Genomic DNA, 12,745 nt, shown 5'->3' with positions numbered 1-12,745 from the left:
CCACTGCCTGTTGGCCTGGGTCGCGCAGCGCCTCAGGGCCGGCTGCCGACCAGCCAGGCCACGGCGCGGCGCGCGAGCGGCGCCACGACCAGCACCACGGGAAACGCCACCACCCAGGCCGTCAGCCAGGCGCTGGTCCACAGACCGGCGAAGCCCTGAACGAAGCCGACGGCTCGGTAGGTGGAGATGCCGGACACCAGCAGAGACATGAGGCCCGACAGGATGAGGCCGAAGAGAACCGGGGCGTATTTCGCGGGAAGCATCGAGGGCATTCCATGGGGGTAGTGGTCAGGCCGGCACCGCCACGCGGTTCAGGCTCAGGGCGAAGTGTCGGCCAAACAGGCGCGCGGTCTTGGTGTCGCCCGGCACGAAGGCGTCCGCCGGGGCCGAATGGCCGGCCTGGGCCATCAGCCCCGACCAGGAGCCCAGCCGGTTGGCGGCCTCGTCGTAGGGCACGCCGCTGTGTTGCTCGGGCAGGATCGGGTTGCCCACCCACAGCATGCCGTGCTGCATGCTGAAGACGAACATCGACAGCAGGGTCGACTGCTTGTCACCCGACGGCAGCGAGGACACGGTGAAGCCCGCGGCGAGCTTGCCCCTGAGTTGCTGTGTGCGCCAGAGGCGACCGGTCGAATCCATGAAACCCTTGAACGGGCCGGAGACGCCGCCCAGGTAGGTCGGCGAACCGAAGATGAAACCGTCGTAGCCGATCAGATCGTCGGGCGTGCGTGCGATGTCTTCGGCCTTGACGAGGCGGGCGTCGACGCCGCCGACCTCCTGTGCGCCGATGCGTACCAGGCGGGCGATGTGTTCGGTGTGGCCGTGGGCGCTGTGGTAGACGATGGCGAGTGTGCTCATGGGTGAGGCTCCGGGATGTGGAGGGACTTCGGGTGGTGGAGGGCCTTCGTCGAGAAATCCCGATCGATGAAGGCGCGGGTCAGAGGGGCGCCGCGAGGGCCGCGGCCGCCAGGTACAGGCCGGCACCGAACACGGCGTGATTGGCCAGGTTGCGCAGGCAGTTCTTCAGTGGCGTGGGCGTCTTCAAGGCCAGGAAGCCGGCGCCCATGGCGGGTTGCATCACGAACCAGGGGGCGGCCACGGTGGCGAGTCCGAACACCAGGGCAGGCAGGACCGTCGGCCGCGCCAGCCAGCCCTGGCCCAGCGTGGCGATGAGCAGCGCGGCGTAAGCGACGCCGACGAGGTAGTGGGTAAACCAGCCCAGCCCACGCTCGAAGGGCAGCGGAGGGGCTTTGGCGATGGCCGGGTGGGCGAAGCGCCCCCGGGAGAAGTGCCCCACCCAGCGACCGACCATGGCGAAGCCCGCGGTGGGCACGCCCAGGCGCGCCAGGACCAGCAGCCAGACGTCCATCACGGCCGTGGCGCCAATCCCGATGAGAACGGTGTGTGCGATGAGGGGCAGGGAAGGCATGGAAATCTCCAGGAATCGATTGACTTTTTGATGCGATGGAGAAAGCATAGAAGTTGAAGTCAACTTCAAGTCAAGCGGTTTTTATGGACATCTCGGAAGTCGCCAAGAAATCCGGCGTGGCCGCCTCGGCGCTGCGCTACTACGAGCGCAAGGGGCTCATCCATTCCCTGGAGTCCGCCGGGGTGCGGCGTCGCTTCTCGCCGGCGGTGCTGGACCAGCTGGCGCTCATCGCCCTGGGTCAGGCGGCGGGGTTCTCGCTGGACGAGATCCGGGAGATGTTCACGCCGGGTGGCGCGCCCCGCATCGATCGGGCGATGCTGTCGTCCAAGGCCGACGAGCTCGAGCGCATGGTCAAGCGCCTGAAGGCCATGGTCGAGGGCCTGCGGCACGCGGCGGCCTGCCCCGCGCCGAGCCACGCGCAATGCCCGTCGTTCCAGCGCCTGCTCAAGGCCGCGTCGGTCGGCGCGCTGGAGAACCGGCAGCGGTACCGGCCACTGCGCTAGGACGAATGGGCCGCATCAACCGGCAGGGATGGCGGCGCGTGCGCGAGCTTGATGCGCATCAACATCGGCGGGTGGCATCGGTCTAGATTGCGTCTCCCTGGGTCAAGGCAGCCGCTCTCCGTCGAGGCGGTGCGACAGGCCCTGGAAAGGGGTGCGTATGCGGAACCTGTTGCGCGAACCGGTGGCGATTGCCGGCGTCGGGTGTTCGCGATTCGGTGATTTGCTCAGCACGCCGGGCCTCAAAGGCCTGAGCCTGCAGGAGCTGACCGCCACGGCGGTGAAGGAGGCCCTCGACGACGCCGGGCTGAGCGGCCAGGACGTCGACGCGGTGTTCGCCGGCAACGCCATGGTGCACAGCTCGCAGGTGCCGGGCACCTACACCCAGCTCGCGAAATGGACCGGAACGCAGTTCAAGGCCGGCGTGCATTTCGAGGCGCAGTGCTCCACCACCAGCGTGGGCGCGGCAATGGCGGCGATGGCGGTTGCGGCCGGGGTCTATGACGTCTGCCTGGTCTACGGCCTCGAGACGACGCGCACCAAGGTAAAAGGCTACAGCCCCTACGAGCGCGAGCCGATCAGCCACCAGCAGACCTGGCTCTGGACCGACATGGCGGTGAATCAGGCCTATGGCGTGCCGCAGGGCTACGACATCTTTTCCACCTACAACGGCCTGGTCGCGCTCGGCTACTGCCGCAAGTACGGCATCTCGATCGAGGATTACGACCGCGGCATGTTCGAGCTCTGCCGCACGCGGCGGCTGCACGGTTCGATGAACCCGAAGGCGAACGTGCAGGAGACCCTGGAAGCGAAGGCCGCGTCCGAAGGCTTCTCCGATCCCTACGATCTCTGGCGGTCCGACCAGCACAACCCCTTCGTCGCCTGGCCGTCGCGGCTGATGAGTCTGGTCACGACCGCCGACGGCGCGTCGGCGCTGGTGATCGCCCGGCCCGGGGCCTTGCGCGGTGCCAAGGCGGCGCCGATCGCCTTCAAGGGATTCGGCATCTGCTACAGCGACCTGCCCTGGTATGGCGAGGACCCCACGCAGTGGGAGTTCGATCGGCGCGCCTGCCAGGCGGCGATGGACATGGCGGGCATCAAGGCCGGCGACATCGGCTACCTGCACACGCACGACTGTTCGCACATTTCCGGGCTATGCACGGCGGAGATGATCGGCTACTTGAAAGCTGGCGAAGGCTTGACGGCGGCGCGCGACGGTCGCCTCCGGTTCGACGGCGATCGGCCGATGTCGACGCACGGCGGCCGGCACGCCTTCGGGCATGCCTGGGGCGCGAGCGCGGGCTCCGACATCTACGAGGCCGCGCTGCAGATGCGCGGCCAGGCCGGCCGCCGCCAGATGCCGAAGCGGCCCGAGGTCGCCATGATTCACACGCATGGTTACGCGATGATCAGCACCGCGGTTGTTCTGGGAGCCACCTGACATGAGCAACGAAGACACACGCCCCAGCGCGATCCGCTGGTACTACGAGGGGCTGAGTGCAGGTGCGTTTCGCGCCATGCGGTGCAGCGCCTGCGGCCGGTTGACGTTCCCGCCCACGGGGTGCTGCGAGCACTGCGGCAGTTGGTCGGTCGAGGGCGCCGAGATCAGCGGCGAGGGCACGCTGCTCTTCGCGACGCACAACATCGCGCCGGCCTGCCACCCGCGCTTCGAGGCGATCGCACCGTATGTCTACGGGCACATCCGGCTGAAGGAAGGCAACATCGTCCAGGCGATCGTGCTGGGCGTCGAGGCGGTGCCGGACCAGTTGCACGCGCTGTTCAAGCGTGGCCCGGTGCCGGTGAAGGCCGAGACGCTGACGATGCAGGACCTGCCGGTGCTGGCGTTTCGGCTCGCCGGCTGAGTCGGGCGTGGCTGCGCCGGGGCGCTCAGTCCCGGCAGTAGCCCTCGCCGGTCCGGACCTTCAGGCAGTCCTTCTTGCCGGCCAGCCACTTCATGCCCGTCTGCTCGCCGTTGCTGGCGCGCAGCACCTCCTGCTTTCCATCGCGTTCGAACCCGATCGCATCACCCACCGCCATGCCGACGAAGGTCCGCGGCCCATCCAGGTTCTGTACGGTGACGTCGTAGTGGCCGTTGCCGCCCGTGATGCGGACGAAGGTCCCTTCCGGACCGTTCCACTGACCGATCCATTGGTCGGTGCTGGGGGCGGGAGGAGGGGCCGGCGCCGATGACGCGGGGGCCGTCGGGGCGGCGGCGTCGCGGTCCCCGCAGGCCGCGAGCGACAGGGCCAGCGCAAGAGCCGCTGTCAGATGCCATGGCATTGACGTGTTCATGGGAACAGTGTGCCGTGGTGTCCGTCCGATGAGAAGCACCAGCCGTTGAGGCCGCCACTCGCTCCGTTGATTACACCCGCGCCCGGGTCTCGCGACCGCCCCCCCCCTAGACTGCCGCACTTCGAGTGGCACGGCGCTTTTGTGCTGGCTGTAGTGCTATTGTTTTCATAGGGAGACGATCGAATGAACCGGTGTCATGGAACGGGATGGAATGCGGCAGTGGTATTGGCCGGCCTGGCCGCCAGCGGCGTGGCACAAGCGGCCGCCTTCACAGCCGCCAACGAGGCCGAGCTGATCACCGCGATCAACCAGGCCAACGCCAGCGCAGACCCGAGTTCCACGATCACCCTGACCGCCAACTTCACGGTCACGGGGGTGCTGCCGCCGATCCGGGGCAACGTGGCGGTCAATCCCGCCGGCAGCAACACGGCGGTGGAGTCTGTCGGCGGGGCCGCGCTGACGTTCGAGGGCGGCGCGAGCTACGGAACCCTCGGCAATCTGCAAGTCGGCGACGCGGCGGGCACCACCGGGGCTTTGACCGTGCAGGGTACGGGCAGCTCCGTGCGGGCTGTGTCGCTTCTTGGCAGCGCCGGGCAGGTCAACATCAGCGTGCTCGACGGCGGGCTGCTGACCGCAACGGGCCCGAGCGGCGTGCGGCTGGGAGGCACGTCGCCGACGGTGTCGGGCGGTGGTGTGGCGAACGTGCGCGTCAGCGGCGCTGGCTCGGCCTTCACCTCCGGCGTCGGCTTCGTCCACCAGCGCGGCACCCTGGAGGTGTCCAACGGCGGCACCGTCGAGGGCCGGGCGGCGGTCCATCTCGGGTCCATGCCAGGTGGCTTCACCGGGGTGGTGACGGGAGCCGGCTCCCGCCTGGCCTCCACCATCGCCACCATCAACCTCGGCGCGTCGGGCTCGGCCACGCTGACGGTGGCCGATGGGGCGGTGCTCTCCGCCAACAACGGGGCCTCCGCCGTCAACCTGGCCGCCAACGCCGCGGGCGTCGCCGTGCTGAACATCGGCGGGGCCGTGGGCCAGGCCGCGGTCGCGCCAGGCGCCGTGAACGCCTCCGTCGTGAACGGTGGCGCTGGCACGGCGGTGCTGAACTTCAACCACAACGCCGCCGCGTACAGCTTCGCGCCGGCCATCACCGGCAGCATCAGCCTCAACCACGTGGGCAGTGGCACGACCACGCTCACCCGCGCCAGCACCTACAGCGGTGCCACCCACATCACCGGCGGCACGTTGCGCGCGGGCGTGGCCAACGCCTTCAGCGCCGCTTCGGCGCACACGGTCGGCGCCTCGGGCGCGCTCGACGCTGGCGATTTCGACCAGACCCTCAGCACGCTGAACAACGCCGGTACGGTGTCGCTGCCCGGCGGCACGCTCACCATGACGGGCGCCTACGTGGGCCAAGGCGGCACCTTGCGCGTGGGCACGGCCCCGGGCGGCCTGGCCAGTGGCCGGCTCGTGCTCAGTGGCGCGGGGGCCAGCGCCACCGGCACCACGCTGCTGGGCATCGCCAACTTCGGCGGCCTGGGCGCGCCCACCACCGGCGATGGCATCGAGGTCATCACCGCCACCGGCGGCGCCACCACCACGGCGCAGACCACCAAGGACGCGTTCCGCCTGGCCAATGGCGTGGTGGGCGGCGGCGCCTACCAGTACCGCCTGTACGCGGCCGACGCCAGCGGCGCGGGCGAGAACTGGTACCTGCGTTCCGACGGCCTTCGCAGCGAAGTGGCGCTGTACGCGGTGGTGCCCGAGCAGTTCCGCGCGCTCGATATCGCCATGCTGGCCAACCGCCGGCAGCGCATGGGCGAATCGCGCGCCGACACCGACAACAGCGGCCGCGAGCGCCAGGCCTGGGGCCGCGTCTTCAGCGTGGACCGCGACATCGCCCAACAGGGCACCGTGAGCCCCACGAGCAACGGACGCCTAAACGGCTTCCAGACCGGCACCGACCTGTGGGCCGCGGGGCGCTGGCGCGCGGGCCTGTACCTCGGCCAGCTCGAGGGCGACATGGACGTGCGCGGCCAGGCCAGTGGCGCCGCGAACTACATGTCCGGCCGCAACGACCTGCGCAGCCAGTACCTGGGCGGCTACGCCACCTGGCAGCGCGACAGCCTGAGCCTGGAGGCCGTGCTGCAGCTCGGCCACCACCGCTACAGCGCCACGCCGGCGCAGGGCGAAGCGAGCGCCGGCAAGGGCGACAGCCTGATGGCCTCGATCGAAGTGGGCCGAGGCCTTGCCCTGTCGCCGCGCTGGCAGCTCGAGCCCACGGTGCAGCTGGCCTACCAGCACCTGAGCCTGGACGAGACCCGCCTGAGCGGCGCCACCGTGCAGCAGGACACCGATGGCGGCTGGCTCGCGCGCGTGGGGGTGCGCGTGAAAGGGCGCTTCGACGCCGGCCCCGGCGCGCTGCGGCCCTATGCCAGCCTGAACGTCTACAAGCGCAGCAACAGCACGGACATCACGCGCTTCGTCGGCGGCGCGGGCGGCACCGACATCAGCAGCCGCACTGGCGGCAGCAGCAGTGAGCTGAGCGCCGGCCTGGACTGGCAACTCAGCCCCACCGTCAGCCTGTACGGCGAGGTGGGCCGGCTGTGGGACCTGGGCGGCGACGCGCGCACCGACAGCGGCCTCAGCGGCGGCGTGGGCGTGCGGGTGCTGTGGTGATCGCCGCTCCGGGCGAGGGCGCGCGGGTGCGCGCTCAGAGGCGGCGCCGCAGCGCCTCGAAGAACAGCTCGGACTGCAGGCGTTCGCCCAGGGTCTGTTCGGCCACGCGCGCCGCCATCTCGGGCGTGCTGGGCGCCAGCGCCAGGCCGCTGGAGGCGGCGAGCACCTGGGCCATGCAGGCGCGCTCCAGGTAGTAGAGGTCGTCGAAGGCGTGGTCGATTCGCGCGCCGCAGACGATGACGCCGTGGTTGGCGAGGAAGGCCACGTCGGCGCCGCCCATGGCGCGCGCGATGCGCTCACCCTCGGCGTGGTCGAGCGCGAGGCCGTTGTAGACCGGGTCGCTGCCCACGCGGCCATGGAAGCGCATGGCGTTCTGCGACAGCGTGGTGTCCAGCGCGCGCTCGCGCGTGAGCGTGAGCGCCGTGGCGTAGGGCATGTGGGTGTGCAGCACCACGGCCTGGCGCGCCACGCGGTGCACGCCGGCGTGGATGTGCATGGCCGTGCTCTCCACCGGGTGGCGGCCCGCAAGCGCGCGGCCCTGCGTGTCCACCATGACGATGTCCTCGGCCTGAACCTCCTGCCAGAGCAGGCCGCGCGGGTTGAGCAGGAAGCGGCCCGAGGCGTCGGGCAGCTCCACGCTGAAGTGGTTGCACACGCCCTCGGACAGACCGAAGTGGGCGGCGGCGCGCAGCGCGAGCGCGAGGTCGGCGCGCAGGCGGCGCACCGGTTCGGTGTGGAAGTCTTGTTCGTGGTTCATGCCTGTGTTCCGATGAGCCCGGCCGCCACCAGCCGCGCGGCCGCGAGGTCCCAGCCCGCCCAGCCGCAGTTCTTGAAGAACACCGGGCCTGCCGGGCGCGGGCGCGCCAGCCAGTCGGCCAGCGTGGGCACGGTGGGCACGTCGAGGCCGGCCTGCAGCAGGTCGCCGGCCTCGTGATCGGCGTCGCGGGTGTCCACGGCCAGCGCGCCGCGCGCGGCGACATGGCGGCAGACGTCGGGCGCCCATTCGAGCATGGTGGGTGTGAAGGCACCCACGGCGGCGATGAAGGCGTCGTCGCGCGGCAAGGCGTGCAGCGACGCGGCCTGTGCCGGCGTGGCGCTCACCACCAGCGGGCAGTCGGCCAGCGCGGCGTCGGCATCGTCCACGCGCCGGGCGTCCAGGCCGAGGCGGCGCGCGTGCGCGACCAGGGCCTCGGCGCTGGCCGCGCTGCGTGAGGCCACGCGAACCTGCCGCACGCCCAGGCCGCTGGCGAAGGCCTCCAGGTGGGCGCGCCCCTGCACGCCAGCGCCCACGATGAGCAGCGGGCCGTCGGTGCGCGGCGCGAGCGTGCGTGCGGCCAGCAGCGAGACGGCAGCGGTGCGCCGCGCCGTCACCGTGGGACCGTCGAGCAGGGCCAGGCGGCGGCCGTCGCGCGCGTCGAACACCACCACGTCGCCCTGGATCGCGGGCAGGCCGCGCGTGGCGTTGTCGGCGACGAAGCTGATCAGCTTGGTGATGGCCACGCGCGCGTCGGTGGCGGGCATGGCGAAGAAGGTGCCGCCCGCGGGCAGCGGCAGCACGGTGCGCGCCGGCACCTTCACCGTGGGGTCGCGCAGCAGCGCGGCGATGGCGTCGGCGAGCGCGGGGTAGGGCAGGGCGGCGGCCGTGGCCTCGGCGGCGTACAGGCGGGGTGGGCTCATGGACCGATGATGCGGCATGGCGCCGGCCCTGCGGAAGAAAAAAGCCCGCCGGGCGGCGGGCTTCGTCTCGGGGCCGGACCGTTCAGATCTTGGCCGAGGTGATGTAGCTGTCGTAGCGCCACTCGGAGAAGCGGCTCCACAGAATCTGGTCGCGCTGGAAGGCGCGCATGTCCTGGTGGATCTTCTTGAACTCGGGCGACTTGGCCTCGTGCTCGGCGAACACCTCCATCGCGGTCTTGAAGCCGGCGTCCATCACGGCCTTGGGGAAGGCGACGAGCTTGGTGCCCGAGGCCACCAGGCGCTTGAGGGCGATGGGGTTCTGTGCGTCGTACTTGGCGGTCATGTCGCGCGCGGCCACGGCACCGGCGGCGCGCACGATGGCCTTGTTCTCGGCGGACAGGGCGTCGAAGGCCTTCTTGTTGATGAAGAACTCCAGCTCGGCGCCGCCTTCCCACCAGCCGGGGTAGTGGTAGAAGGGCGCGACCTTGTTGAAGCCCAGGCGCTCGTCGTCGAACGGGCCGACGAACTCGGTGGCGTCGAGCGTGCCTTTCTCCAGGGCCTGGTACACCTCGCCGGCGGGCATGTTCTGCGCCACCACGCCCAGCTTGGCCATGGACTCGCCGAACAGGCCGCCGCCCATGCGCATCTTCAGGCCCTTGAGGTCGGCCACGGTCTTGATTTCCTTGCGGTACCAGCCGCCCATCTGGGTGCCGGTGTTGCCGGAACTCATGGAGAGGATGTTGTACTTGGCGTAGAACTCGTCCATGAGCTTGCGGCCGTTGCCGTGCTCCATCCAGGCGTCCATGTGGCGCGCGGTCAGGCCGAAGGGCACGGCGCAGCCGAAGGCGAAGATGGAGTCCTTGCCGGTGAAGTAGTAGGACGCGGTCTGCGCCATCTCGATGGTGCTGTCCTGGATCGCGTCGACCACGCCGAAGGCGGGCACGATCTCGCCGGCGGCGTGGATGGAGACCTCGAACTTGCCGCCGGACAGCGCCTTCACGGTCTCGGAGAACTTCTCGGCCGAGCCGAAGATGGTGGGCAGCGATTTCGGGAAGCTCGACGCCAGGCGCCAGCGAACGGCGGCCTGGGCATGCACCGCGGGTGCGATGCCGGTGGCGAGCACGCCGGCGATGCCGGCGTTCTTGATGAGGGAACGGCGATCCATGGAAATTGACTCCTCGGGAAACGGGGATTGGGGTTGCGGACGCAACCACCTATAGGGAGGGGCAGTATGCCACCCCCCATTCCTAGGGTTTTCACTAGATCGCGCCCCACCCCGCGGGCCCGGGCCGCGTGCGCCCTGGCCTGGAGGATCAGGCAAGCATCTCGCAGCCCTGTGCTAACACCCCGGGAGGGCGTTGGCCAACACTCTCGGCCATGCCGGCGGCCTGGGCCCCGGCATGACCGATCCGCCTGCTTTTTCCCTTGGGAGACCCCATGACCACCCTTCAAGTCAATGGCCGGAACCACACGCTCGATGTGGACCCCGGCACCCCCGTGCTCTGGGCCCTGCGCGACAACCTGGGCATGACCGGCACCAAGTTCGGCTGCGGCGCGGCGCTGTGCGGCGCCTGCACCGTGCATCTCGATGGCCAGGCCATCCGCTCCTGCATCACGCCCGTGGGCAGCGTGGAGGGCCGCGCGATCACCACCATCGAGGCCGTGGCGCAAGGCGAGGACCGCGTGGGCCGCGCCGTGCACGAGGCCTGGGTCAAGCACGACGTGGCGCAGTGCGGCTACTGCCAGAGCGGCCAGATCATGAGCGCCACGGCCTTCCTCAAGTCCCTGCCCAAGGGCCAGCGGCCGAGCGCCGCCGATATCGACGCGGCCATGGCCGGCAACGTGTGCCGCTGCGGCACCTATGAGCGCATCCGCGCCGCGGTGGCCGAGGCCGCGCGCGCCATCGCCTGACGGAGGAACGGACATGCTGCCCGCCACCTTCACCCCCGAACTGCCCCGTGCGCTGCAGCTGATGCTGGCGCGCGGCGGCGCACCCGCCGAGGGCGTGGCCGAGCTGCCGCGCCGCGGCTTCCTCAAGCTCGCCGTGGCCAGCGGCTTCGCGCTGGGCCTCGCGCCGCTGGCCGCCCAGGCCCAGGGCGCGGGCGGGCCCGACGTGGCGCTCAAGCCCACGCAACAACCCGGCGCCTTCGTCGCCATCGCCACCGATGGAACCGTCACCGTCACCGTGAACCGGCTCGAATTCGGCCAGGGTGTGCAGACCGCGCTGCCCATGGTCCTGGCCGAGGAGCTGGACGCCGATTGGTCCCGGGTGCGCAGCCAGCTCGGCAGCAATGACCCGGCCTACGCCGATCCGTTGGCGGGCATGCACCTCACCGGCGGCTCCACCGCCATCAAGAACAGCTTCACGCAGTACCGCGAACTCGGCGCGCGCACGCGCGCCATGCTGGTGGGCGCGGCCGCCGCGCGCTGGAAGGCCGACCCGGCCACCCTGCGCACCGAGGCCGGTCACGTCATCGGCCCCGGTGGCCGCCGCGCCAGCTACGGCGAACTGGCCGAGGCCGCGATGCAGCAGCCCGTGCCCGAGCGCGTGGCATTGAAGGACCCGAAGCGCTTCAAGCTCATCGGCCAGCCCACCACGCGGCTGGACGCGCGCGCCAAGAGCAGCGGCCGGCAGGACTTCGGCATCGACGTGCGCCGCCCGGGCCAGCTCACGGCCGTGATCGCGCGCCCGCCGGTGTTCGGCGCCCGCTTGCGCTCGGTGGACGACGGCGCCGCGCGCGCGGTGAAGGGCGTCAAGGCCGTGCTGCGCGTGCCGCTGGACCGCGGCGCCGAGGGCGTGGCCGTGGTGGCGGAGGGCTACTGGCCCGCCAAGCTGGGGCGCGACGCGCTCAAGATCGACTGGGCCAGCGACGCGGTGGAGAAGGTCGACAGCGAGCGCCAGCTCGCCCAGTACCGCGAGCTCGCGGGCCGGCCCGGCGCGACGCATTTCGACGCCGACATGGCGCCGCTGGCCACGGCGCCGAAGCGCATCGAGGCCGAGTTTGTTTTTCCCTACCTCGCGCACGCGCCGATGGAGCCGCTCAACTGCACGGTGGAGCTCGCCGAGGGCGGCGCCACGCTGTGGGTGGGCACGCAGATGCCGGGCCTGGACGGCATGGCCGCGGCGCGCGCCCTGGGGCTCAAGCCCGAGCAGGTGCGCGTGAACGTGCAGGCGGCCGGCGGTGGCTTCGGCCGGCGCGGCGTGCCCAGCAGCGAGTACGTGGTCGAGGCCTGCCAGATCGCCCGCGCCGCGCGCGAGGCGGGGGTTCGCGCACCGGTGCGCACCGTCTGGAGCCGCGAGGACGACATCAAGGGCGGCTACTACCGCCCCATGCACCTGCACCGCGCGCGCATCGGCTTCGACGAGCGCGGCCGCGTGCTGGCCTGGGACCACGTGATCGTGGGCCAGTCCATCATCGCCGGCAGCCCCTTCGAGCCCTTCATGGTGAAGAACGGCGTGGACCAGACCGCCGTGGAAGGCATGCGCGCGCCTTACCCCGTGCCCATGCGTTTGACCGTGCACCATCCCAAGGTCAATGTGCCGGTGCTGTGGTGGCGCAGCGTGGGCTCCACGCACACCGCCTTCGTGATGGAGACGCTGATCGACCAGATCGCGCGCGAGACGAACCAGGACCCGGTGGCCTACCGGCTGGCGATGTTCGGCGATCAACACCCGCGCCACCGCGACGCCCTGAAGCTCGCGGTGGACAAGAGCGGCTACGGCAGGCGACGGCTGGCCGAGGGCCGCGCCTGGGGCGTGGCGGTGCACGAGAGCTTCGATTCGGTGGTGGCCTACGTGGTCGAGGCCTCGGTGAAGGACGGCGAACCCGTGCTGCACCAGGTGACGGCGGGCGTGCACTGCAACCTCGTCGTCAACCCGCGCACGGTGGAGGCGCAGGTGCAGGGCGCGGCGCTGATGGGCCTGGGCATGTGCCTGCCCGGCGCGGCCATCACGCTCAAGGACGGCGTGGTCGAGCAGGGCAACTTCGGCGACTACCGCGTCGCGCGCATCACCGAGATGCCGAAAGTGGCCGTGCACATCGTGCCCAGCGCCGACCCGCCCACCGGCATGGGCGAGCCCGGCCTGCCGCCGCTGGCGCCGGCGTGGGCGAACGCGCTGGCGAGGATCACCGGCAAGCCCTTGCGCGATCTGCCCTTCAAGCTGGCCTGA

Annotated in this window: 13 protein-coding genes; 6 read left to right on the top strand and 7 right to left on the bottom strand. The window is 70.9% G+C overall.

The window, feature by feature from the left end:
* Nucleotides 1-32 precede the first annotated feature (32 nt).
* The 3 genes from SOM08_RS20470 to SOM08_RS20460 form a co-directional block, all read right to left on the bottom strand.
* Nucleotides 33-263, bottom strand: a complete 231-nt coding sequence (locus tag SOM08_RS20470; protein ID WP_116960200.1) for a DUF2798 domain-containing protein — start codon at nt 261-263, stop codon at nt 33-35.
* Nucleotides 264-288: 25 nt separating this feature from the next.
* Complete coding sequence (locus SOM08_RS20465) at nt 289-858, bottom strand: flavodoxin family protein (protein WP_116960201.1); 570 nt, start codon at nt 856-858, stop codon at nt 289-291.
* Nucleotides 859-937: 79 nt separating this feature from the next.
* A complete protein-coding gene (locus SOM08_RS20460; RefSeq protein ID WP_116960202.1) occupies nt 938-1,429 on the bottom strand; it encodes a DUF2938 domain-containing protein in 492 nt (163 codons plus the stop codon).
* 83 nt (nt 1,430-1,512) lie between these two features.
* Here SOM08_RS20460 and SOM08_RS20455 point away from each other — a divergent pair, with 83 nt between their 5' ends.
* The 3 genes from SOM08_RS20455 to SOM08_RS20445 all read left to right on the top strand — a co-directional run bounded on the left by SOM08_RS20455 (nt 1,513) and on the right by SOM08_RS20445 (nt 3,791).
* Complete coding sequence (locus SOM08_RS20455; protein ID WP_116960203.1) at nt 1,513-1,932, top strand: helix-turn-helix domain-containing protein; 420 nt, start codon at nt 1,513-1,515, stop codon at nt 1,930-1,932.
* 157 nt (nt 1,933-2,089) lie between these two features.
* Nucleotides 2,090-3,370 carry a thiolase family protein gene (locus SOM08_RS20450; protein ID WP_116960204.1) on the top strand — a complete coding sequence of 427 codons (1,281 nt, stop codon included), beginning with the start codon at nt 2,090-2,092 and terminating at the stop codon, nt 3,368-3,370.
* A 1-nt stretch (nt 3,371) separates the two neighbouring features.
* Nucleotides 3,372-3,791: a Zn-ribbon domain-containing OB-fold protein gene (locus SOM08_RS20445; protein ID WP_116960205.1), complete on the top strand. Its 420-nt coding sequence runs from the start codon at nt 3,372-3,374 to the stop codon at nt 3,789-3,791.
* 25 nt (nt 3,792-3,816) lie between these two features.
* Here SOM08_RS20445 and SOM08_RS20440 read toward each other — a convergent pair whose 3' ends face one another.
* The gene (locus tag SOM08_RS20440) at nt 3,817-4,221 is read right to left on the bottom strand and encodes a hypothetical protein (protein WP_116960206.1); all 405 of its coding nucleotides are present in this window, start codon (nt 4,219-4,221) and stop codon (nt 3,817-3,819) included.
* A 219-nt stretch (nt 4,222-4,440) separates the two neighbouring features.
* Between SOM08_RS20440 and SOM08_RS20435 the strand changes: the two genes are divergently transcribed.
* Nucleotides 4,441-6,897 carry an autotransporter domain-containing protein gene (locus tag SOM08_RS20435; protein ID WP_322469622.1) on the top strand — a complete coding sequence of 819 codons (2,457 nt, stop codon included), beginning with the start codon at nt 4,441-4,443 and terminating at the stop codon, nt 6,895-6,897.
* A gap of 34 nt (nt 6,898-6,931) precedes the next feature.
* Here SOM08_RS20435 and SOM08_RS20430 read toward each other — a convergent pair whose 3' ends face one another.
* The 3 genes from SOM08_RS20430 to SOM08_RS20420 all read right to left on the bottom strand — a co-directional run bounded on the left by SOM08_RS20430 (nt 6,932) and on the right by SOM08_RS20420 (nt 9,739).
* Complete coding sequence (locus SOM08_RS20430) at nt 6,932-7,654, bottom strand: aldolase (RefSeq protein ID WP_322469621.1); 723 nt, start codon at nt 7,652-7,654, stop codon at nt 6,932-6,934.
* Nucleotides 7,651-8,574 carry a delta(1)-pyrroline-2-carboxylate reductase family protein gene (locus tag SOM08_RS20425; RefSeq protein ID WP_116960227.1) on the bottom strand — a complete coding sequence of 308 codons (924 nt, stop codon included), beginning with the start codon at nt 8,572-8,574 and terminating at the stop codon, nt 7,651-7,653. The genes SOM08_RS20430 and SOM08_RS20425 overlap by 4 nt, the downstream gene beginning before the upstream one ends.
* A gap of 82 nt (nt 8,575-8,656) precedes the next feature.
* Entirely contained in the window at nt 8,657-9,739 is a 1,083-nt protein-coding gene (locus SOM08_RS20420; RefSeq protein ID WP_070399305.1) for a TRAP transporter substrate-binding protein, read from the bottom strand.
* 272 nt (nt 9,740-10,011) lie between these two features.
* Here SOM08_RS20420 and SOM08_RS20415 point away from each other — a divergent pair, with 272 nt between their 5' ends.
* Entirely contained in the window at nt 10,012-10,485 is a 474-nt protein-coding gene (locus tag SOM08_RS20415) for a (2Fe-2S)-binding protein (protein ID WP_070399306.1), read from the top strand.
* A 13-nt stretch (nt 10,486-10,498) separates the two neighbouring features.
* A complete protein-coding gene (locus SOM08_RS20410; protein WP_322469620.1) occupies nt 10,499-12,745 on the top strand; it encodes a xanthine dehydrogenase family protein molybdopterin-binding subunit in 2,247 nt (748 codons plus the stop codon).

Origin of the sequence: Hydrogenophaga sp. SNF1, from assembly GCF_034421675.1 — a bacterium.
Lineage (GTDB): Bacteria > Pseudomonadota > Gammaproteobacteria > Burkholderiales > Burkholderiaceae_C > Hydrogenophaga > Hydrogenophaga borbori.
This window is presented reverse-complemented; position numbering and strand designations above follow the sequence as displayed.